Consider the following 20,761-nt stretch of genomic DNA (forward strand, 5'->3'; position numbering starts at 1 on the left):
CCGCCCCTTCCCGTCCCGACCTCGGGGGCCAGCCCCCGAACCCCCGGTCCTCAATCGCCGGACGGGCTGAAGAATCAGCCCGTCCGGCGATTGAGGACGAGCGCGGAGCGCGATCGCGGGGGTCTGGGGGCGCAGCCCCCAGGGATGGGACGGGAAGGGGCGGCGGGGGCGAAAACTGTGGGTGGGCGAGCCGGCTCAGTCGTCGAGGCGGACGACCCGGACGGCTCCCGCGGGCACCGCGAGCCGCCCCGCGGCCCGCTCCCCGGTGAGCAACTCCGTACCGTGCGCGTCGAGCGGCACCTTGACCTCGACACCGCAGTGGTTGACGGCGAAGAGGAACGCCCCCGACTCCCCCACCCGCCGCACCACTTCGACGTCCCGCGGCAGATCCCCCCGCGGAGCGATCCGCGCGTCGTCGGCCGCCCAGCCGATCAGGGCGTCGAGCCCGGCGGCCCCGAGCCGCGTGGACACGTACCACGCGGACCCCGCGCCGAGCCGGTGCCGGGTGACCGCGGGGCGGCCCGCGGCGAGCCCGTCGGCGTACGTCCAGACGGTGTCGGCGCCGCGCGGCACCACGACCTCGCTCCAGACGTCACCGGCGAGTTCGGATCCGTCGGGGCCGGTGATCCGCACCCGCTCGCCGGCGAGCAGCGGCGAGAACTCCTCGACGGTCAGGCCGAGGACGTCACGCAGCGGGCCGGGGTACGGACCGTCGTGCACGGCGTCGTGCTCGTCGACGATGCCGGAGAAGTAGGAGACGACGAGCGTGCCGCCGGCCTCGACGTACCGTTCCAGGTTCCGTCCGGCGGCCTCGGTCATCAGGTAGAGGGCCGGGACGACGACAAGGGGATAGGCCGACAGGTCGGCTTCCGGGTGGGCGAAGTCGACGGTGAGGTGGCGGTCGTAGAGCGCCTCGTAGAAGGCGTCGGCGCGCTCACGCGGATCGTGGTCCTCGCTCGGACGCCACTGCAGGTTCTGCGCCCACCACGAGTGCCAGTCCCACAGGACGGCGGCGTCGGCCACCGTGCGGGTGCCGCGGATCGTGCTCAACGAGTCGACGGCGGCGCCGAGTTCGACCACCTCGCGCCAGACGCGCGAGTCGGTTCCGGCGTGCGGCAGCATCGCCGAGTGGAACTTCTCCGCGCCGCGCCGGGACTGCCGCCACTGGAAGAACATGGCGCCCTCGGAGCCCCGGGCCACGTGGGCGAGGGAGTTGCGGGTCATCTGGCCGGGCGCCTTCGCGGGGTTGCGGGCCTGCCAGTTGACGCCCGACGTGGAGTGTTCGAGCAGCAGCCAGGGGGCGCCGCCCGCCACGGAACGGGTGAGGTCGGCGGCCATCGCGAGGTTCACGTGCGTACGGCGGCCGTCGGTGATCAGGTAGTGGTCGTTGCTGACGAGGTCGACCTCGCGGCCCCACGCCCAGTAGTCGACGGAGTCGCACTGGCTGAGGGCGGTCATGAAGTTGGTGGTGACCGGGATGCCCGGTGCCAGGCGGTGCAGGATGTCCCGCTCGGCCACGAAGTTCTCGCGCATGGTGGCGTCGGCGAACCGCTTGTAGTCGAGCGCCTGGGCCGGGTTGCCGACCGTCGGGGTCAGCCGGGGCGGGTTGATCTGGTCGAGGTCCGCGTACCGCTGGCCCCAGAACGCCGTGCCCCACGCCTCGTTGACGGCGTCGACCGTGCCGTACGCTCCGGCGAGCCAGCGGCGGAAGTGGGCGGCGCAGCCGTCGCAGTAGCAGGCCGAGACGGGGACGCCGTACTCGTTGTGGACGTGCCACAGGGCGAGTGCGGGGTGCTCCGCGTACCGGGTGGCGAGCTGGGTGGTGATGTTGGCGGCGGCCGACCGGTAGTGCGGGTCGCTGTGGCAGATGGCGCCGCGCGAGCCGAACTCGTAACGGGTGCCGTCGGCGGCCACCGGCAGGGCTTCGGGGTGTTCGCGGTAGAACCAGGCGGGCGGCGCGACGGTCGGCGTGCCCAGATCGGCGCGGATCCCGTTCTCGTGCAGCAGGTCCAACACGCGGTCGAGCCAGCCGAAGTCGTAGGCACCCGGCGAGGGTTCGAGCAGGGCCCAGGAGAAGATACCGACGCTGACCATCGTGACGCCGGCCTCGCGCATCAGCCGGACGTCCTCGTGCCAGGCGGCCTCCGGCCACTGCTCGGGGTTGTAGTCCCCACCGAAGGCGAGCCCGGTGAGGCCCTTGGGGGTGGTCTCCGGCATGGATTGTCTCCCGGTAATTCGATCATTTGGGAACGTGCACACACTGGAACAGCGGCGCGAAGCCAACATAACCGCACAGCAACAACCATTGACAAGTGTCCGAGATGTTTCTCTACTGTGAACGCTCACAGAAGCATGGCAGGCCCCCGCAGCAGGCGGGGACCACGGTCAGGGAGATACATCCATGCCACACACGAAGCTGCGTCGCCTCGTGACCATCTCGATCGCCGTCACGCTCGGCGCCACCGCACTCGCCGCCTGCGGATCGTCGGACGACGGCTCCGACGGGGACGGCGGGGCCGCCTCGGGGCCGGTCTCGCTGACCTACTGGGCCTGGGCACCGGGCATGGACAAGGTCGTCGACCTGTGGAACGAGGGCCAGGGCATGAAGGACCGGATCAAGGTCACGGTCAAGAAGCAGGCGTCCGGTGACACGCTGGTCACCAAGATCCTGACGGCGCACAAGGCGAAGAAGGCCCCGGACCTGGTCCAGGCCGAGTACCAGGCCCTGCCGACGCTGGTCAGCAATGACGCGCTCGCCGACATAGCCGGTGACGTGGACGGGGCGAAGGACAAGTTCGCCGAGGGCGTCTGGCAGCAGACCACCCTGGGCTCGGACGCGGTGTACGCGATCCCGCAGGACTCCGGGCCGATGATGTTCTACTACCGCGAGGACCTGTTCGAGAAGTACGGCCTCGACGTCCCCGAGACGTGGGAGCAGTTCGCCGAGACCGCCCGGACGCTGAAGAAGAAGGCACCGGAGACGGACCTGACCACCTTCTCCGCCAACGACTCCGGGCTCTTCGCCGGTCTCGCGCAGCAGGCCGGTGCCAAGTGGTGGACCACCGAGGGCGACACCTGGAAGGTCGGCATCGACGACGCGGCGACGCGGAAGGTCGCCGACTTCTGGGGCGGCCTCGTGAAGGAGGGCGCGATCGACAACCAGCCGATGTACACGCCCTCCTGGAACAAGGCGCTGAACACCGGCAAGCAGATCGCCTGGGTCAGCGCGGTCTGGGCACCCGGCACGCTCACCACCGCCGCGCCCGACACCAAGGGCAAGTGGGCGATGGCCCCGCTGCCGCAGTGGTCCGCCGGAGAGAACGTCACGGGCAGCTGGGGCGGTTCGTCCACGGCCGTCACCACCGACTCCCGGCACAGGTCGGCCGCCGCGAAGTTCGCCGCCTGGCTGAACACCGACCCCGCCGCCCTGACGGCGCTCGCGAAGGAGGGCGGCATCTACCCGGCCGCCACGACGGCGCAGACCAGTGACGCCTTCGCCGAGCCGCCGGCGTACTTCTCGAACCAGCCGGACTTCTACTCGCAGGCCGCCTCCATCGCCAAGAACACCGCACCCTCGGCGTGGGGCCCGAACGTGAACGTCGCGTACACCACGTTCCGGGACGCCTTCGGCTCGGCCGCCAAGAACAAGGCGGACTTCGGCGCGGCCCTGGCGAAGATGCAGGACGACACCGTCGCCGACCTCCAGAAGCAGGGCTTCGAGGTCGCGGAGTGACCAGCGCACGCCGGGACGGGACGGCGTACGGGGCCGAGCGGACCCCGTACGCCCACCCGTCCCCCACCGCCGGACGGACGCGAAGCGCGCCCTATGTCTTCCTGCTCCCCGCCACGATCCTGTTCGCTCTCTTCTTCGCGCTCCCCATCGGCTACGCGGTGTGGCTCAGCCTGCACAAGGTCCAGGTCAAGGGGCTGGGTCTCGGTTCGGGCGCGCGGAGCGAGGTCTGGGCGGGGCTGGAGAACTACACCGAGGCCCTCTCCGACTCCGAGCTGCTCGACGGAGCGCTGCGCGTGCTCGGGTACGGCGCCATCGTGGTCCCGGTCATGCTCGGGCTCGCGCTGCTCTTCGCGCTGATGCTCGACACCGACCGGGTCCGCCTCGCACCGTTCACCCGGCTCGCGATCTTCCTCCCGTACGCCGTTCCCGGTGTCGTCGCGGCCATGCTCTGGGGCTTTCTCTACCTGCCGGACGTCAGCCCCTTCTACTTCGTCCTCGACGGGCTGGGCCTGCCGCAACCGGATCTGCTGGACGGCGGGCCGCTGTATGTCGCGCTGTCCAACATCGCGGTGTGGGGCGGCACCGGCTTCAACATGATCGTCATCTACACCTCGCTGCAGTCCATCCCGGCCGAGGTGTACGAGGCGGCGAAGCTGGACGGGGCCACCCCGCTGCAGATCGCCCTGCGGATCAAGATCCCGATGGTGGTGCCCTCGCTGGTACTGACCTTCTTCTTCTCCATCATCGCGACGCTCCAGGTGTTCAGCGAGCCGACCACGCTCAAGCCCCTCACCAACTCCGTCTCCACCACCTGGAGTCCGCTGATGAAGGTGTACGAGGACGCCTTCATCAACGGTGACCTCCACTCCGCCGCGGCGACCGCGGTGATCATCGCCCTCGTCACGCTGGTCATGTCCTTCGGCTTCCTGCGGGCCGCGAACACCGGCGACAAGCAGGAGGCAGCACGATGACCGCTCTCGCCGTCCGCAAGGCGGCCCCGGCCGCCGGCACCACACCCGGCACCGCCCAGGGGCCGCCCCCGCGCCGCCGGACCTCCTTCGTCCCGACGGTGACCCTGCTGATCGGCGCGCTCTACTGCCTGCTGCCGGTGGCGTGGGTGGTGATCGCGGCGACCAAGTCGGGCAGCGAGCTGTTCGCGACGTTCACGTTCCTGCCGGGAACGGGCTTCACCGAGAACGTCTCGGACCTCGACGCCTACCGTGACGGCGTCTACTGGAAGTGGATGGGCAACTCCGCCCTCTACGCGGGGCTCGGCGCCCTCCTGTCGACGGCCGTCTCCGCGCTCAGCGGCTACGCGCTCGCGATCTACCGCTTCCGCGGGCGCGAGACCGTCTTCAACATCCTGATGGCGGGCGTGCTGATGCCGCCGGTGATCCTCGCCATCCCGCAGTACCTCCTGATGGCGAAGGCCGACCTCACGGATTCGTACGCGTCCGTGCTGCTGCCGCTGATCCTGTCCCCGTACGGCGTGTATCTCGCGCGGATCTACTCGGCCGCGGCCGTGCCCGCCGATGTCGTCGAGGCGGGACGGATGGACGGGGCGAGCGAGCTGCGGATCTTCACGCGGATCGCGCTGCCGATGATGGTGCCCGGCCTGGTGACGGTCTTCCTGTTCCAGTTCGTGGCGGTGTGGAACAACTTCCTGCTGCCGTACATCATGCTCAGCGACGACGAGAAGTTCCCGATCACGCTCGGTCTGTTCACGCTCCTCGAACAGGGCGCCAACACCCCGGCCCTCTACACCCTGGTGATCACCGGCGCGCTGCTCGCGGTGGTCCCGCTCGTCGCGCTGTTCCTGGTCATCCAGCGGTTCTGGAGTCTGGATCTCCTGTCGGGAGCCGTAAAGTCGTGACCATGAGCCAAACGGGGGGCCGGCGCCGACCGCCGACGATCCACGATGTCGCGCGCGAGGCGGGGGTCTCCCGGGGGACGGTGTCGCGCGTCCTGAACGGCGGGCACTATGTGAGCCCCGCCGCCCAGGAGGCGGTCAACGCCGCCATCCGCAGGACGGGTTACGTCGTGAACCGGCACGCCCGCTCGCTGATCACCGGGCGCTCCGACTCGATCGGCTTCCTGCTCACGGAACCGCAGGAGAAGTTCTTCGAGGACCCCAACTTCAACGTCCTGCTGCGTGGTTGCACCCAGGCGCTGGCGGCGCACGACATCCCGCTGCTGCTGATGCTGGCCGGCACCGACGACGAGCGGCGCCGCATCACGCGGTACATCACGGCGGGCCATGTCGACGGAGTGCTGCTGGTCTCCAGCCACTCCGGCGACCCGGTGGCCGAGCAGCTGCGCGACGCCGGTGTGCCGCTCGTCATGTGCGGCAAGCCCATCGGGGTCGGCTCCAAGATCAGTTACGTGGCCGCGGACGACCGGGACGGCGCCCGCGACATGGTGCGCCATCTGGTGTCGCTCGGCCGTCGCCGGGTGGGCATGGTGACGGGCCCGCTGGACACCCCCGGCGGTGTCGAGCGGCTCGCCGGCTACCGGGAGGTGCTGACCGCGGCGGGCATCGACCTGGACGAACGGCTCGTCGTGTCCGGCGACTACAGCCGGGCCAGCGGCGAGGCGGGCGCCGAACTGCTCCTGGAGCGCGCGCCGGACATGGACGCGGTCTTCGTGGCCTCCGACCTGATGGCGCAGGGCGTGCTGAGCGCGCTGCACCGGGCGGGCCGCACGGTGCCCGGGGACGTCGCGGTCGGCGGCTTCGACGACTCCTCCGCGGCGGTCGCGTCGAGCCCCGAGCTCACGACGATCCGCCAGCCCTACGACCGCATCAGCTCCGAGATGGTCAGGGTGCTGCTCGCCCAGATCGGCGGGGAGGATCCGGCAGCGGTCATCCTGCCGACGGAACTGGTCAAGCGCCAGTCGACCTGAGGGCCGGGCGACGGGGTGCGGCTCCGGCGGCCCGGCCCCTGGCTCCGCCGCCTCCCGCCCGCGCGGTCCGTGGCTTCCGCCCGCCCGGTCCGCGGCTTCCGCCCGCGTGCCCGTGCCCATGGGTGGCCTGCGCAGATGGCCTGTACACTGACTGACTGCGAAGGGGAGTAGCCCTGCGAACCGGTCGTCGACACACTGGAACCCCCGGGTTCCCGGTGGCCGGGCCCCCGTGATCACACGGGCGGCGGGCGAGACCTTCGGCCAGGCATCGCCGTGCCCGCGGATCCCGCGGCGCGTCCGACATGCCGGGCCGACCGGTTCTCCCGTCGCCCCAGCCGAGGGCGCTTCGCGACGATCCGGGGGCCCGGTCCTACAGAAAGCCACCGGAATGCACCTCGACCCTCTGGCGATCGTCACCGCCTTCGGGCTGATCTTCCTCGCCGAGCTGCCCGACAAGACGATGTTCGCGTCGCTGGCCATGGGCACCCGTATGCGCCCCCTCTACGTGTGGTTCGGTACGTCCACCGCGTTCGTCGTCCACGTCGCCATCGCCGTCGGGGCCGGAAGCCTCATCGGCCTGCTGCCCGACTGGACCGTCAAGTCGGTGTCGGCCGCACTCTTCGCGTTCGGTGCCTTCATGCTGCTGCGCGGGGGCGGGGACGACGACGAGGAGGACGCGGGCGGCCGGACCGTCACGGGGTTCTGGCCCGTCTGCACGACCGCCTTCATGGCCGTCTTCATCAGCGAGTGGGGCGATCTGACACAGATCACGACCGCCAACCTCGCGGCCACGAACGGGGCCGCGTCGGTGGCCGTCGGTGCCGCGGCGGCCCTCATGTCGGTCTCCGCGCTCGCGCTGCTGGCCGGCCGTTTCATCGCGAAGCGCGTCCCGCTCAAGACCGTGCAGCGGATCGGCGGCGTCTGCATGCTCGGCCTCGCCGTCTGGTCGGTGGTGGAGATCTTCACGGGCTGACACTCCACCCGCCGGCGCCGCCCGGCAGGACCGGTCAGGATCGGAGAAGCGGGTTCGCGCCCCCCGGTCGTAGCGTGAGGGCACCGGCGAGAAACCGGCCGGAGACCGGCGGACGACCGCCGGTGGAGGAACGTCGACGAAGGAGCCCGTCATGTCCGAAGGTCTCAGGACCATCACCTATCCCGTCAAGGACCTGGCCCGCGCCAAGGCGGTGTTCGGCGCGCTCCTGGGTGTGGAGCCGTACGTGGACGAGTCGTACTACGTCGGCTTCCGGGCGCCGGGCCGGCCGGAGGTCGGGCTGGACCCGAACGGTCACGCCAAGGGCCTGACCGGGCCCGTCCCGTTCTGGCACGTCGCCGACATCGGGGCGGCCCTGGCCGCTCTCGTCGGCGCGGGCGCCGAGGTGGTCCAGGAGGTCCAGGACGTCGGCGGCGGCATGCTGATCGCGTCCGTGAAGGACGCGGACGGCAACGGCGTCGGTCTGGTCCAGGAGGCGTCCTGAGCAGGACGGCCGCCCGCACGGGAAGGACGACCTGCCACGCGGGCCGGATCAGCGACGCGGACCGGGCGGCCAACTGTATGCAACTGCACTAGTTGCACACTCAACGAGCGGCCTCTTCTCTGTTACCGTGCGTACATGGCAGCAGAGAAGGCCGCTCCCCGGCTCGAGGACCAGTGGCGGGACATCCTGTCGGTGCACGCCCGCACCATGTGCGAGATCGACCGCGAACTGCATCCGCACGGCCTGGGCGCCAGTGACTTCGAGGTGCTCGACATCCTCGCATCGAACATCCCGGACGCGCACGCCGGCGCCGGCCCGGACACCGTCCCGGCCGAGCCGTGCCGGGTGCAGAACATCGCCGACCGGATCCATCTCAGCCAGAGCGCCCTCTCCCGCCTGATCGGCCGCCTGGAGAAGGAGGGCCTGGTGGAGCGCAGCGTCTGCCTGGAGGACCGCCGCGGGGTCTGGGTCGTCCTCACCCCCAAGGGCCGCGACCTGCACACCCGGGTACGGCCGATCCAGCGTGCCGCCCTGGCCCGCATGCTGACCGACGCGGGCTGAAGCCTCCCGTCCGGAGCGGGACATCCCGTACGGTCACAGATGTCGGTGTGACCGTAGCGGAGCGTGCACCCGGGCAACGAACCTCATGTGGCCGCCACGGCCGCCCCGCCGCGATCACCAGGTGCGCCGTACGCAGGACGGCGCGGGCTGTGCCAGGGGGCATCAAGTGATCGCAGAGGAAGAGCGGAAAGCCGGGACCGGGCGCTACGAGACGCGGTGCGTGGACGAGTCCCTGGACGTCATCGCGAAGCACTACTACGACCTCCGTCTGGAGGTGCCGGGCCGCGCCGAGGACTTCCTCACCCGGCTCGGTGTGGCCGAACTCGGCGCCCTGACCGTCGGTGACGTCAGTTTCGGCACCGAGGTGACGATCGACTTCGCGCAGCCGCGGGTCTACCACGTGACCGTGCCGCTCACCGGCCGTTTCCGCTGTCGGCAGGGTCACGGGGCGACGACGTACGCCGTGCCCGAGCGCGCCCTCCTCCTCCAGCCGGAACACGGGATACGGGTGGACGACTGGTCGGCGGACTGCCGCGCGCTCAGCGTGAAGATCGACATGCCGGCCGTGCACGGACGGCTGGAGGCCCTGCTCGGCAGGACCGTCCGGCAGGCGCCCCGCTTCGAGCCGTACATCGACTTCTCCCGCGGGGCGGGACGCAGTTGGCTGAACCTCGCGATGTGGTGCCTGCTGGAGAAGGACACCACGGGCGGACTGCTGCACCAACCCCTGATCCGGGCCCGGATCGAGCAGACGCTGCTGGAGGGCCTGCTGCTCGCGTCCGTCCACTCCTACCGCGACGCGCTGGAGGCGCCCGGGCCGGCGGCGCGGCCCGCGACGGTGCGGCGGGTCATGCGGGCCATCGAGGAACGGCCGGCCGAGCACTACGACGCGGCGCGCCTCGCGGCCCTGTCGCAGATCGGGGTGCGCGCCCTCCAGGAGGCGTTCCGCAAGCACGTGGGCATGTCCCCCACCGCCTACGTCACCGAGGTCCGCCTGCGGCGGGCGCACGAGCAGTTGCGCGCGGCCGAACCCTCGACGGTCACGGTCACGGAGGTGGCGTACCGGTGGGGGTTCGCGCATCTCGGGCGCTTCGCCCAGCGCTACCGGGCGCGTTTCGGGGAGTCGCCCGCGCAGACTCTGCGGTCCGGGTGACCCGACCACCGCGTATACCGGACAAGGACCGCGCTCAGCGGAGCGATTACGGGACCGTGACGTCCTACCGTTGATCACGGCGCCCGTGCGTCAGGGATGAGCGGTGTCGGCGCCGTTCATCCCTTCCGGCCACGGGCCAGGGCGCGGAAGCCGGCGGGAGGACGTCCGCGCCCCGGGGGCCCGGCCGCCGCGTCCCGTGGCCGGGCCCGGCCGCCGCCCGCGCTCAGGCCGACGGCCGCGCCAGCAGCGTGCGTACGCCCTGGGAGTCGAGCGTCAGCCCGTGCGGCGTACTGGCGTCGATGGTGAGGGAGAGATCCCCGGCGGGCCACTGCGCGGCGAGCAGCCCCAGCGGTACGAGGCGGTAGCGCGACACGGACGGCAGCAGCTCCGCCATGGTCACCTCCGAGGTGAACACCGGGACCAGCGGGTCCTCCCCCGGCTGTTCGAGGACGGGCAGCGCCACGACCGTGGGGTCCGCGGTCGTCTCGGCGGCCGCGTCGTCGGGCACCGGGACCAGCACGTCACTACCGGCCAGTGTGTCCAGCGCGGCGCCGTTCCCGGCGTTCTCGGCCAGGGCGCTCAGCGCGCGCTGGGCCTCCACCGCGGCGGTGTCGTTCGAGGGAATCTCCATGGCACATCCAGACGTAGTGGCGGGAACAGACCGCCCGGTCCGGTCTCCGGCCCGGGCGCGGCTGAGCGCGTACCCGCCACGCAGGCGTGCCATGCCCACTCCACACACCCGGCACCGAACGGTCACGGAATGAGCGGGATGTCGTGCGAGGGCAGCCCCAGCCGGTCACAGCCGACCCGGCGGGCCAGCGGTTCGGCCATGCTCGCCCCGATGTGCGTCCAGTAGGCGGCGGCGTCGCGGAAGTAGCGCTGCATCCGTTCGCCGTCCCGGGCGTGGCGCGAGCCGGCCGTGCGGAAGAGGACGTTCTGCGTGACGTCCCACGCCGTGCGGCCGGCGTTCAGGAAGACGATCGCGAGACGGTTGTCGTCGGCGACGGTGAACGGCGCGTCGCCCGAGACGTTGCGACGGCATGCCTCCATGTAGTCCTCGGCGGTGCGCTGCACCGCGGCCTGCGCGGTGTGGATCACGCCGAGTGCCTCGCCGAGGTGGCGCTGGTAGTCGTGCAGTTCCGCACGGGTACGGTCCGGTTCCAGGGTCAGCGGCCGGTCGACGAGGATCCGGGCGTACTCGTCCGCGGCGGCGTACGCGATGCCGGTCATGACGGCCGCCAGCTCCCCGTGGTAGACGCTGGGCGCGCGGCCCGCGTACAGGGCGTTGCCGTGCAGCTTCGAGCCGGGGGTGCCGCCCTCCACGGGCAGGTCGAGCAGGCTCACCTCCCGGGTGAGGTGCCGGGGGATGCGGGCCCGGTCCATGCGGATGCTGTTGGAGCCGCTGCCGCGCAGGCCGAGGGCGCCGTGCCCGTCGTCGAGCACGGTCCACGCGGAGCGCGGGGCGACGAACAGCACCGTCGGGCCTGGCGGGCCGCCCGGCTCCTCGGGGGCGCGCAGGGTCTGGCCGAGGTAGTGCGTGGAGTAGGGGGCGCCGGAGGAGTACGGCCAGGTGCCGTCGAGGAGGACGTGGCCGTCGCCGTCCGGCCGCGCCACGCCGACGGGTGCGACCGTGGACGCGGCGCGGAACTCGCCGTCCGCGCCGAAGACCTCGTCCTGTGCCCGCTCCCCGAACTGCGCGGCGAACTGCAGCACATGGGCGGCGGACAGGGACAGGGCCCAGCCGGTGGAGGGGCAGCCGCGGGCGATCTCCGTGACCACGCGGAAGAACGTCGGCAGCCCGAACTCGTAGCCGCCGTAGCGGCGGGGCTGCAACGTCCGGTAGAAGCCCGCCCGTACGAAGTCGTCGTGCGTGGCCTGTGGACAGCGCGTCAGTTGCTCGGTCTCCGCCTGGCGTTCGAGCAGCGCGGGCCGCAGCGCGACGGCCCGGTCGATGAGTTCGCGTTCGGTCAGTCCGGGCTCGGGAACGGCGATCACGGTGCCTCCTGAGGTGGGGGGCCGTCCGTACGTGACGCGTCACCCGTGATTGAACACGCGACCAACGCTCCTGTACCCACCGGATACCGCCAAGTGACAGCGGGCCGGTGCCGGTGACCGGCGCCCGTCCGCCGACGGCGGCCTGCGTCTAGCGTGGACGCATGCCGATGCAACCCTGGTTTCCCGATGCCAAGCTGGGCATCTTCCTCCACTACGGCGTCTACGCGGTGGGCGGCGCCGCCGAGTCCTGGTCCTTCTACACCGGCGAGATGACGCACGCGCAGTACATGGAGCAGCTCGACGGCTTCACCGCCTCGCGCTACGACCCCGACGCCTGGGCCGAGCTGTTCGCCCGTGTCGGCGCCCGGTACGCCGTCCTCACCGCCCGGCACCACGACGGCGTCGCCCTGTGGGACACCGGCCACCGCAGTCTCGACGTGGTCCGGGACACCCCGGCGGGCCGTGATCTCGTCACCGGGTTCGTCGAGGCGCTGCGCGCCCGTGACCTCAAGGTGGGCCTCTACTACTCGCACTCCGACTGGAACCACCCGGACTACGCGAGCGAGCGGCACCCGGGCCCGTACGCGGTGCCGCTCAACGCGTACTCGCAGGCCGAGCCCGGCAAGGAGGATCCGGCGGCCTGGGCCCGCTACCTGGCGTACCGCGACGGACAGGTCGGCGAACTCGTCGAGCGGTTCCGCCCGGACATCCTGTGGTTCGACGGCGAGTGGGAGCGCACGGCGGAGCAGTGGCGGATGGGCGAGCTCGCGGGGCTGGTCCTCGCCGGCAACCCGGACACCGTCCTCAACGGCCGGCTGTCGGGTCACGGCGACTACGCGACGCCCGAACAGGGCACCCCCTTGAAGGCGCCGGACGGTCCGTGGGAGCTCTGCCTGACCATCAACGACTCGTGGAGCCACCGGCCGCAGGACCGCGCCTTCAAGTCGGTGCGCCAGCTGGTGCGGTACTTCACCGAGACGATCGGCATGGGCGGCAACCTGCTGCTGGCCGCGGGGCCGCGCGAGGACGGCACGATCCCCGAGGAGCAGGTCGAACGCATGGAGGGCCTGGGCGCGTGGATCGCCCGGCACCGCGAGGCGGTGTACGGCACGGTCGCCGGACTGCCGGCCGGACACCACTACGGTCCCAGCACCCTGTCCGCCGACCGGCGCACGCTCTACCTGGTGTGCTTCGACGCCCCGCGCGAGACCGTCTCGGTACGGGGCCTGCGCAACCGGGTCCGCCGCGTCACGGTCCTCGGTACGGGGACCGCACTCGGCCACCACGTCACCGGCGGTCTCGACACGGTGCCCGGCGTGACCTGGATCGACGCCCCCGCGGCCGCCGACCTGGACGAGCAGGCGACAGTCCTGGCCGTGGAACTGGAGGGCGAGCTGGACCTGTACACAGGCGCCGGCCGCACCTGACAAGGTCCCCGCGCCCCTGATCCCTCAGGGGCGCGGGGAACCGCGCGCTCGGCCACGACGCGCCCGCGGACGGATCCCGGGCGCGAAGCGGAGTACTACGCGAGCGTGGCCAGCGCGGCGTTCAGCGTCGCGGACGGCCGCATGACCGCCGCGGCCTTCGCCGGGTCGGGCCGGTAGTACCCGCCGATCTCCGCGGCGGCGCCCTGCACCGCGTTCAGCTCGGCGACGATCGTCTCCTCCTGCGAGGCCAGCGTGTCGGCGAGCGGCGCGATGACCTTCGCGAGGTCGGCGTCGTCGGTCTGGGCGGCCAGCTCCTGCGCCCAGTACAGAGCGAGGTAGAAGTGGCTGCCGCGGTTGTCGATGCCGCCGAGGCGACGGCTCGGCGACTTGTCGTTCTCCAGGAACGTGGCCGTCGCGCGGTCGAGGGTGTCGGCGAGGACCTGGGCCCGCGCGTTGTCCGTGGTCTGCGCGAGGTGCTCGAAGCTGGACGCCAGCGCGAGGAACTCGCCCAGGCTGTCCCAGCGCAGGTAGTTCTCCTTGACCAGCTGCTGCACGTGCTTGGGCGCGGAGCCGCCGGCACCCGTCTCGAAGAGGCCGCCGCCGTTCATCAGCGGGACGATCGAGAGCATCTTGGCGCTGGTGCCCAGCTCCAGGATCGGGAACAGGTCGGTCAGGTAGTCGCGCAGGACGTTGCCGGTGACCGAGATGGTGTTCTCGCCGCGGCGGATGCGCTCCACGGACAGCTTGGTCGCCTCGACCGGGGACAGGATCTTGATGTCCAGGCCCTCGGTGTCGTGCTCCGGCAGGTAGGCGTTGACCTTGGCGATGAGCTGCGCGTCGTGGGCGCGGGTCTCGTCCAGCCAGAACACGGCCGGGTCGCCGGTGGCGCGGGCGCGGGTGACGGCGAGCTTGACCCAGTCCCGGATCGGGTCGTCCTTGGTCTGGCAGGCGCGGAAGATGTCGCCGGCGGAGACCGCCTGCTGGAGGACGACGTTCCCGGCCTGGTCGACGACGCGGACCGTGCCGGTGGCGGGGATCTCGAAGGTCTTGTCGTGGCTGCCGTACTCCTCGGCCTTCTGCGCCATCAGACCGACGTTCGGGACCGAGCCCATCGTCGACGGGTCGAAGGCGCCGTTGGCGCGGCAGTCGTCGAGGACGACCTGGTAGACACCGGCGTAGCTGCTGTCCGGGAGGACCGCGAGGGTGTCGGCCTCCTGGCCGTCCGGGCCCCACATGTGGCCGGAGGTGCGGATCATCGCCGGCATGGACGCGTCGACGATGACGTCGGACGGGACGTGCAGGTTGGTGATGCCCTTGTCCGAGTCGACCATGGCGAGTTCCGGGCCCTCGGCGAGCTCGGCGTCGAAGGACGCCTTGATCTCGGCGCCCTCGGGCAGGGACTCGAGGCCCTTGTGGATGCCGCCGAGGCCGTCGTTCGGGGTCAGACCGGCGGCGGCGAGGGTCTCGCCGTACTGGGCGAACGTCTTCGGGAAGAAGGCGCGCACCACGTGGCCGAAGATGATCGGGTCGGAGACCTTCATCATGGTGGCCTTGAGGTGCACGGAGAACAGCACGCCGTCGGCCTTGGCCCGGGCGATCTGCGCGGTGAGGAACTCGCGCAGCGCGGCGACGTGCATGACGGAGGCGTCGACGACCTCGCCCGCGAGGACGGGCACGGAGTCGCGCAGGACGGTGGTGGAACCGTCGTCGCCGGTCAGCTCGATGCGCAGGGTGCCGGCCTCGGAGATCACCGTGGACTTCTCGGTGGACCGGAAGTCGTCGACGCCCATGGTCGCGACGTTCGTCTTCGACTCGGCGGTCCAGGCGCCCATGCGGTGCGGGTGGGCCTTGGCGTAGTTCTTGACCGACGCGGGGGCGCGGCGGTCGGAGTTGCCCTCGCGCAGCACCGGGTTGACGGCGCTGCCCTTGACCTTGTCGTAGCGGGCGCGGATGTCGCGCTCCTCGTCGGTCTTCGGGTCGTCCGGGTAGTCCGGCAGCGCGTAGCCCTGCGCCTGCAGCTCGGCGACCGCGGCCTTGAGCTGCGGGATCGAGGCCGAGATGTTCGGCAGCTTGATGATGTTGGCCTCGGGCGTCTTGGCCAGCTCACCCAGCTCGGCGAGCGCGTCGGGGATGCGCTGCCCCTCCTCCAGGTAGTCGGGGAAGAGGGCGATGATCCGCCCGGCCAGCGAGATGTCACGGGTTTCCACAGTGACACCGGCCTGCGACGCGTACGCCTGGACCACCGGCAAGAACGAATAGGTCGCCAGGGCCGGGGCCTCGTCAGTGTGCGTATAGATGATGGTCGAGTCAGTCACCGGGTGCTCCGCTCCACGTCTGCAACATTGCTCGACATCAAGATATCTCGTGACGGGACCCCACCGGACAGGAGCCCGCACAACTCCGCCACGGTCCGGGCGCCGGAGGTCACCCGAGGTCGCCGCCGGACGGTTTCGGCCGGCCGCGGTCGCGGCGGGCGGGGTGCGCCGCCCGCTCCTCGCCCCGGGTCAGACCGCGGGGTCGAACCACGTGGGCTCGTCGGACAGTGCCTGCTTGATCCGGAACAGCCCGTACTCGTCCAGCGCCGGCAGGGCGTCCACGGCGAACCAGCCGACCTCCAGCGACTCGTCGTCGTTGACCCGGGCCTCGCCGCCGACGGCACGGCAGCGGATGGTGATGTCCATGAACTGACAGACGTCGCCGTTGGGATACGTGATCGGTTGCAGGGCCTGTACGAGGACGACGCGCTCGGGGACGCACCGTACGCCGGTCTCTTCGTGGACCTCCCGGACCGCGCAGGCCGCGGGCTGCTCCCCCGGCTCCGTCATGCCGCCGATGACGGCCCATCTGCCGGTGTCGGTCCGGCGCCCGAGCAGGACCCTGCCCTCGTCGTCGAAGACGACGGCGGTGACTCCGGGAAGCCAGAGCAACTGCCGGCCCGCGGTGGCCCGGATCGTACGGATGAAGTCAGGAGTAGCCATGGACCGACCCTAATGGGCGGGTTCCCCCACCTCGCGCGCGTTCCGCATCCGGCCACGCGGCGGACGGCTACAGGGCACCGGCGCGTCGCCCGCGCACCGCCGACGACACCACCAGGCCGAGGCCGCCAGCGGCGATCAGGACCAGCACGGCCTCCGGCACGACGCCGAGGCGGGTCGCGGGGGTCTCGGAGGAACGCAGCGGGACCTTCTGGACGAGCGAGTCCGCCACGAACATGCCGGTCCGCTGGGTGATCTCCCCGTCCGGCATGATCACGGCGCTGACGCCGCTGGTCACCGGGACGGTGACGGTGCGGCTGTGCTCCACGGCGCGGACGCGGGACATGGCGAGCTGCTGGTAGGTCATCTCGCTGCGGTCGAACGTGGCGTTGTTGCTCGGCACGGAGATCAGCTGGGCGCCGTTCGTGACGGTGTCGCGCACGGCCCAGTCGAAGGCGGCTTCGTAGCAGGTCGCGAGGCCGACCTCGGTACCCGCCATGGTGAACACGCCCGGCTTGTCGCCCCGGCTGAAGTCCTGGCGGACCATGGACGTCCAGTCCCCGTTGATGGCGCCGATGAGGGAGCGCATGGGGAGGTACTCGCCGAACGGCTGAACCTGCCGTTTGTCGTAGGTGGCGCCGGGGCCCTTCGCCGGGTCCCAGAGGATCTGCTCGTTGTAGAGCCTGCCGTTCTTCTCGACGACGCCGCCGACCGAGATGGGCGCGCCGATCGCCCTCGCGGCCTTGTCGATCACGGCGTAGGCGTCGGGGTTGCGGAACGGGTCGATGTCGGAGGAGTTCTCCGGCCACAGCACGAAGTCGGGCCGGTCGACGTCGCCCGCCTCGATCCGTGCGGCGAGGCGCTCGGTCTCCCGCGCGTGGTGATCGAGGACCGCGCGCCGCTGGGAGTTGAAGTCGAGGCCCGCGCGCGGCACGTTGCCCTGGATGACGGCGACGGTCGCGGTGCCGTCCTCGGCCCGGTCGCTGACCAGGGTGCGGGCGGCGAAGGCGGCCGCCACCGGCAGGACGAGGGCGAGCAGGGCGGCCGCGGCGGCTCCCCGGCGTACGGCGCCGGTGTGCCGCGCCCCGAGGCCGAGCCGGACGGTCTCGTACAGGCCGAAGCCGCACAGGACGACCGCGAATCCGAGCACGGGTGTGCCGCCCACGGCCGCGAGGGGCAGGAAGACCCCGTCCGCCTGGCCGAAGGCGATCTTGCCCCAGGGGAAGCCGCCGAACGGCACGCGCGCGCGTGCCGCCTCACCGGCGATCCAGAGGGCCGCCGCCCACAGCGGCCAGGCCGGCAGCTTGGACACGGCCGCGATGCCCGCGCCGACGAGCGCGACGTAGACCGCCTCGATGACGACGAGCGCCAGCCACGGGCCGGGGCCGACCTCCACGCCGGTCCACACGAGCAGCGGCAGCAGGAAGCCGAGCCCGAAGAGGTAGCCGAGACCGAGGGCGGCCTTCCAGGTGCGGCCGCGCAGACACCAGCCGAACACCGCGAAGGCCGGCAGCGCCAGCCACCACAGGGTGCGCGGCGGGAAACTGACGTACAGCAGCACCCCGGAGAGTGCCGCGGCGGCGGCCGGGCCGGACCGCCGGGCCAGCCGTGCCACGCGCGAAACGGGCCGGGCCTGCGGTTCGAGCTGTTCCGGCTCGTCTACGGAGGTCGCTGTGACGGTCACTCCCGGAGTGTACGGCGGCCGGCCGGGGCGCCGACAGCGCGGCCCCGGGCGCCCGCCGGTGCGCTTCCCCCTCATGTGCTGCATCGTTTCTGCGCAACTCGTCCACAAACCGGCGCATCACCCGTTACGGTGTGCCGGAGCCTTTGACGTACGGGTCGTTTTCGGCCGGGCGGTCGGGGCTGTCACAGGTCGGGGGGCGTCGGGGTGGGGTCCACGGGGATGACGTCGGCGGCCGGTCCGGCGTCGGCACACGACAGACGCAGCGCTTCGGACGCGACGGGTGTCGTCGTGCTCGGAGCGTGCGCCGCCTGGTCGCTGATCACGGCCGCCGCACACGGCGGCCGGCCCGAGGGGGTCCTGCTCGCGGTCCTCGCCGTGGCCGCCGGCTACGCCTCGGGACGGATCTGCGGCGAGCTGCTGCCGGTCGCCGCGCCCTGCGCGGGCGCGTTCGCCGGACTGGGTCTCGCCGTGGCGGCCCCGCACATCAATCCGGGCAGCCAGGTGACCTCGCCGCTCGGGCAGACCGGTGCGACCGCCGCGCTGCTCACCCTCTCCGCGGGGGCCGCGTGCTGTGCCGCCTGGGCGGCCCGCCCGCCGGGGCTGCGGCTCGTCCTGCGTCTGCTGGCCGCCGGTATCGCGGTGACCGCGGCCGTCCTGGGTTCGACGGCGGGCTTCGTGGCCTGTCTGGGCGTACTGCTCTGCTCCCTCGCCGCCGACCGTATGCACCGCCGGGCCGTCGGGCTCGGCGGTCTCGCGCTCGCTGTCGCCCTGGTCACCGGGGCGACCTGGGCGATCGCCGAGGACGCGCTGCCGGACGGCCTGACCACGTCCCTGGAGGGGCAGCTCACCCAGCACCGGGTGCTGCTGTGGCACGACGCCCTGGAGATGGCGGGCCGGGAACCGGGCCTTGGCATCGGTCCCGGACGCTTCGCGGAACTCAGCCCGACGGCCACGCAGACGCTGCCGCCCGACGGCAAACCCCACTCGGCGCCGTTGCAGCAGGCCGCCGAGCAGGGTGTCCTGGGCGTCGTCCTGCTCGCCGCGGTGTTCGGGTGGGTCCTGTACGCACTGTGGAGGTCGCCGCGGCCCACCCCGATCGTCCTCACCGCGGGCGCGGCGCTGACGGCGCTGGCCGCGATCGCCGCGGTCGGCAACGCCCTGAGCTTCACCACGGTCACGGCCGGCGCGGGCCTCCTGGCGGGCCTGGCCACGGCACGCCCCACCCCGGCCAATCCGCCGGAGGACCGGGTCGGCCCGGCCGACCGGTGAGACCGGGCCCGCGGGTCGGCTCAGGTCGGCCGCGGGTCCGCGTCACGCGGGCGCTGACGGCCCGCGTCCGGGGGCCCAGGGGGCGCAGTCGGCCGCGGCGGCCGGGGTTCGCAGCCCCGCAGGGACAGGTCGTCAGTGGGTGTGGCCCGTGGCGGCCGCCCTCAGGCGGCCCCGGATCACCCGTACGGCCGCCTCCGCGTTGTCCACCGTGATCGTGAACGTGTGGCCGTCGCCCAGGCGGAGCACCAGACCCTCGCCCCGCCGGACGACCACGGCGGTGCCCTGGTCGGGGCGCCAGCGGTAACCCCAGCCACCCCACTGGCGCGGGGTCACGCGGGGTGCGAAGTCGGCGCCCGTGATGTGCGACAGCGGGATGCGGCGGCGCGGGACGCCCATGTGGCCGCACCGCACCTCCAGGCACTCCTTGTCGACCTTCACGGCGACATGGACGAACGCGAGCGTGCCGAAGAGGACCAGCAGCCCCGCGGCGATGCAGCCGACCACGGACATGGCGAGCGGGGCGATGCCGGACGTCCAGGCCGAGTCGACCGCCAGCTCGATGCCCAGTGCCAGGCACGCGGCGCCGATGCAGGCGAGCAGCCACTGCACACGGTTGGACGCGCGACCGTGCCAGACCTCGGGATGCGGGGCGTCGGCAGCGCCCTGTTCGCCGTGGGGGTGGTCCGTCATGCCAATGAGCGTACTCATGTTCCGCACAGGGGGCACCTGCTTGCGGACCGTCACTGTCACGGGCCAAGGCGTGGCCTCCGAAGAGGGGCGGCGCTCAGTGCGCCGGGCTGACCGCCTGGAGCAGTCTGCCCTCGTCGTACGTCAGGGCGTTCGCGGACAGGACGCCCTCGCGTCCGCCGAGCAGCACCGTGAGAGTGCCCGGGCCGGTGGCGTCGGGGGCCGGGGCCCGGCCGGTGCGGCGCAGTGCCTGGGCGGCCACGGCTCCGGCGGAGCCGTGCAGGACGAGCGGCGGCGCGCCGGGGCGCTGCACCGCGGCGCGGATGCGCTCGGCCACCAGTTCGTAATGGGTGCAGCCCAGGACGACGGTCCTTACATCGTCGGGGGTGCGCGCCGCGGCCGCGGCGACGGCGGCGTCGACGGCCGCCCGGTCGGCGTGCTCGACGGCGTCCGCGAGGCCGGGGCAGGGCACCTCGGTGACGGTGACACCGCCTGCGAACTCGCGGATGAGTCCGCGCTGGTAGGGGCTGCCGGTGGTGGCGGGCGTGGCCCAGATCGCGACGGGTCCGCCGCCCGCGGCGGCCGGCTTGATCGCCGGGACGGTGCCGATGACGGGCACCGCGGGCTCCAGCCGGGCGCGGAGCGCGGGCAGTGCGTGCACGGAGGCGGTGTTGCAGGCGACGATCAGGGCGTCGGGCCGGTGCGCGGCGGCCGCCTCCGCGACGGCGAGGGCGCGCGCGGTCACGTCGTCCGGCGTACGGGGACCCCACGGCATGCTGCCGGGGTCCGAGGAGAGAACGAGCTCCGCGTCGGGGCGCAGACGACGTACCGCGGCGGCCGCCGCGAGCAGTCCGATTCCGGAGTCCATGAGCGCGATCTTCACCCGGTCACCATAGTGGAT

The 20,761-nt window shown here is 72.1% G+C and carries 18 protein-coding genes; 10 read left to right on the forward strand and 8 right to left on the reverse strand.

Annotation, left to right across the window (positions count from 1 at the left end; all coding sequences use genetic code 11):
- Nucleotides 1-195: 195 nt before the first annotated feature.
- Nucleotides 196-2,217, reverse strand: coding sequence for a beta-galactosidase (locus ACFYXC_RS31775; protein ID WP_389555494.1), 2,022 nt, complete (start codon nt 2,215-2,217; stop codon nt 196-198).
- Between the two features lie 184 nt (nt 2,218-2,401).
- Here ACFYXC_RS31775 and ACFYXC_RS31780 point away from each other — a divergent pair, with 184 nt between their 5' ends.
- From ACFYXC_RS31780 to ACFYXC_RS31815, 8 genes are all read left to right on the forward strand, one after another.
- On the forward strand, nt 2,402-3,733 hold the full coding sequence (locus tag ACFYXC_RS31780) for an extracellular solute-binding protein (protein WP_389555496.1): 1,332 nt from the start codon (nt 2,402-2,404) through the stop codon (nt 3,731-3,733).
- Nucleotides 3,730-4,704, forward strand: coding sequence for a carbohydrate ABC transporter permease (locus ACFYXC_RS31785; RefSeq protein ID WP_389555498.1), 975 nt, complete (start codon nt 3,730-3,732; stop codon nt 4,702-4,704). Before ACFYXC_RS31780 ends, ACFYXC_RS31785 begins: the two co-directional genes overlap by 4 nt.
- Entirely contained in the window at nt 4,701-5,606 is a 906-nt protein-coding gene (locus ACFYXC_RS31790) for a carbohydrate ABC transporter permease (RefSeq protein WP_389555500.1), read from the forward strand. Before ACFYXC_RS31785 ends, ACFYXC_RS31790 begins: the two co-directional genes overlap by 4 nt.
- Nucleotides 5,603-6,634, forward strand: a complete 1,032-nt coding sequence (locus tag ACFYXC_RS31795; protein ID WP_388910303.1) for a LacI family DNA-binding transcriptional regulator — start codon at nt 5,603-5,605, stop codon at nt 6,632-6,634. The genes ACFYXC_RS31790 and ACFYXC_RS31795 overlap by 4 nt, the downstream gene beginning before the upstream one ends.
- A 388-nt stretch (nt 6,635-7,022) precedes the next feature.
- Complete coding sequence (locus ACFYXC_RS31800; protein WP_389555502.1) at nt 7,023-7,607, forward strand: TMEM165/GDT1 family protein; 585 nt, start codon at nt 7,023-7,025, stop codon at nt 7,605-7,607.
- A gap of 151 nt (nt 7,608-7,758) precedes the next feature.
- On the forward strand, nt 7,759-8,109 hold the full coding sequence (locus tag ACFYXC_RS31805; protein WP_388910297.1) for a VOC family protein: 351 nt from the start codon (nt 7,759-7,761) through the stop codon (nt 8,107-8,109).
- Nucleotides 8,110-8,244: 135 nt separating this feature from the next.
- Nucleotides 8,245-8,670, forward strand: coding sequence for a MarR family winged helix-turn-helix transcriptional regulator (locus ACFYXC_RS31810; RefSeq protein ID WP_388910294.1), 426 nt, complete (start codon nt 8,245-8,247; stop codon nt 8,668-8,670).
- Between the two features lie 166 nt (nt 8,671-8,836).
- Nucleotides 8,837-9,823, forward strand: a complete 987-nt coding sequence (locus tag ACFYXC_RS31815) for an AraC family transcriptional regulator (protein WP_389555504.1) — start codon at nt 8,837-8,839, stop codon at nt 9,821-9,823.
- Nucleotides 9,824-10,046: 223 nt separating this feature from the next.
- On the opposite strand, the gene ACFYXC_RS31820 is transcribed toward ACFYXC_RS31815, so the two are convergent.
- Both ACFYXC_RS31820 and ACFYXC_RS31825 read right to left on the reverse strand, forming a co-directional pair.
- Nucleotides 10,047-10,454: an SseB family protein gene (locus tag ACFYXC_RS31820; protein WP_388910288.1), complete on the reverse strand. Its 408-nt coding sequence runs from the start codon at nt 10,452-10,454 to the stop codon at nt 10,047-10,049.
- A 122-nt stretch (nt 10,455-10,576) separates the two neighbouring features.
- Nucleotides 10,577-11,818, reverse strand: a complete 1,242-nt coding sequence (locus ACFYXC_RS31825) for an acyl-CoA dehydrogenase family protein (protein WP_389555506.1) — start codon at nt 11,816-11,818, stop codon at nt 10,577-10,579.
- 161 nt (nt 11,819-11,979) lie between these two features.
- Here ACFYXC_RS31825 and ACFYXC_RS31830 point away from each other — a divergent pair, with 161 nt between their 5' ends.
- Nucleotides 11,980-13,245: an alpha-L-fucosidase gene (locus tag ACFYXC_RS31830; RefSeq protein ID WP_389555508.1), complete on the forward strand. Its 1,266-nt coding sequence runs from the start codon at nt 11,980-11,982 to the stop codon at nt 13,243-13,245.
- 95 nt (nt 13,246-13,340) lie between these two features.
- Here the strand turns inward: ACFYXC_RS31830 and ACFYXC_RS31835 are convergent, their stop codons facing one another.
- From ACFYXC_RS31835 to lnt, 3 genes are all read right to left on the reverse strand, one after another.
- Nucleotides 13,341-15,560, reverse strand: coding sequence for an NADP-dependent isocitrate dehydrogenase (locus tag ACFYXC_RS31835; protein ID WP_389555510.1), 2,220 nt, complete (start codon nt 15,558-15,560; stop codon nt 13,341-13,343).
- A 189-nt stretch (nt 15,561-15,749) separates the two neighbouring features.
- Nucleotides 15,750-16,223: an NUDIX domain-containing protein gene (locus tag ACFYXC_RS31840; RefSeq protein ID WP_388910276.1), complete on the reverse strand. Its 474-nt coding sequence runs from the start codon at nt 16,221-16,223 to the stop codon at nt 15,750-15,752.
- A gap of 67 nt (nt 16,224-16,290) precedes the next feature.
- On the reverse strand, nt 16,291-17,904 hold the full coding sequence (gene lnt / locus ACFYXC_RS31845; protein ID WP_389555511.1) for an apolipoprotein N-acyltransferase: 1,614 nt from the start codon (nt 17,902-17,904) through the stop codon (nt 16,291-16,293).
- Nucleotides 17,905-18,123: 219 nt separating this feature from the next.
- Between lnt and ACFYXC_RS31850 the strand changes: the two genes are divergently transcribed.
- Complete coding sequence (locus tag ACFYXC_RS31850; RefSeq protein WP_389555513.1) at nt 18,124-19,173, forward strand: O-antigen ligase family protein; 1,050 nt, start codon at nt 18,124-18,126, stop codon at nt 19,171-19,173.
- 132 nt (nt 19,174-19,305) lie between these two features.
- On the opposite strand, the gene ACFYXC_RS31855 is transcribed toward ACFYXC_RS31850, so the two are convergent.
- Together ACFYXC_RS31855 and ACFYXC_RS31860 are read right to left on the reverse strand one after the other, a co-directional pair.
- On the reverse strand, nt 19,306-19,863 hold the full coding sequence (locus ACFYXC_RS31855) for a hypothetical protein (RefSeq protein WP_389555515.1): 558 nt from the start codon (nt 19,861-19,863) through the stop codon (nt 19,306-19,308).
- A 94-nt stretch (nt 19,864-19,957) separates the two neighbouring features.
- Nucleotides 19,958-20,743 carry a glutamate racemase gene (locus tag ACFYXC_RS31860; protein ID WP_388910264.1) on the reverse strand — a complete coding sequence of 262 codons (786 nt, stop codon included), beginning with the start codon at nt 20,741-20,743 and terminating at the stop codon, nt 19,958-19,960.
- Between the last annotated feature and the right edge of the window lie 18 nt (nt 20,744-20,761).

This window comes from Streptomyces sp. NPDC002701 (assembly GCF_042889045.1).
Classification (GTDB): domain Bacteria; phylum Actinomycetota; class Actinomycetes; order Streptomycetales; family Streptomycetaceae; genus Streptomyces.

Excerpts from the sequence above, each read along its gene's own strand:
- ACFYXC_RS31775 (WP_389555494.1), bottom strand. The coding sequence starts at position 2,217 with ATGCCGGAGACCACCCCCAAGGGCCTCACCGGGCTCGCCTTCGGTGGG.
- ACFYXC_RS31780 (WP_389555496.1), top strand. The coding sequence starts at position 2,402 with ATGCCACACACGAAGCTGCGTCGCCTCGTGACCATCTCGATCGCCGTC.
- ACFYXC_RS31790 (WP_389555500.1), top strand. The coding sequence starts at position 4,701 with ATGACCGCTCTCGCCGTCCGCAAGGCGGCCCCGGCCGCCGGCACCACA.
- ACFYXC_RS31800 (WP_389555502.1), top strand. The coding sequence starts at position 7,023 with ATGCACCTCGACCCTCTGGCGATCGTCACCGCCTTCGGGCTGATCTTC.
- ACFYXC_RS31805 (WP_388910297.1), top strand. The coding sequence starts at position 7,759 with ATGTCCGAAGGTCTCAGGACCATCACCTATCCCGTCAAGGACCTGGCC.
- ACFYXC_RS31810 (WP_388910294.1), top strand. The coding sequence starts at position 8,245 with ATGGCAGCAGAGAAGGCCGCTCCCCGGCTCGAGGACCAGTGGCGGGAC.
- ACFYXC_RS31820 (WP_388910288.1), bottom strand. The coding sequence starts at position 10,454 with ATGGAGATTCCCTCGAACGACACCGCCGCGGTGGAGGCCCAGCGCGCG.
- ACFYXC_RS31830 (WP_389555508.1), top strand. The coding sequence starts at position 11,980 with ATGCCGATGCAACCCTGGTTTCCCGATGCCAAGCTGGGCATCTTCCTC.
- ACFYXC_RS31840 (WP_388910276.1), bottom strand. The coding sequence starts at position 16,223 with ATGGCTACTCCTGACTTCATCCGTACGATCCGGGCCACCGCGGGCCGG.
- ACFYXC_RS31850 (WP_389555513.1), top strand. The coding sequence starts at position 18,124 with ATGACGTCGGCGGCCGGTCCGGCGTCGGCACACGACAGACGCAGCGCT.
- ACFYXC_RS31855 (WP_389555515.1), bottom strand. The coding sequence starts at position 19,863 with ATGACGGACCACCCCCACGGCGAACAGGGCGCTGCCGACGCCCCGCAT.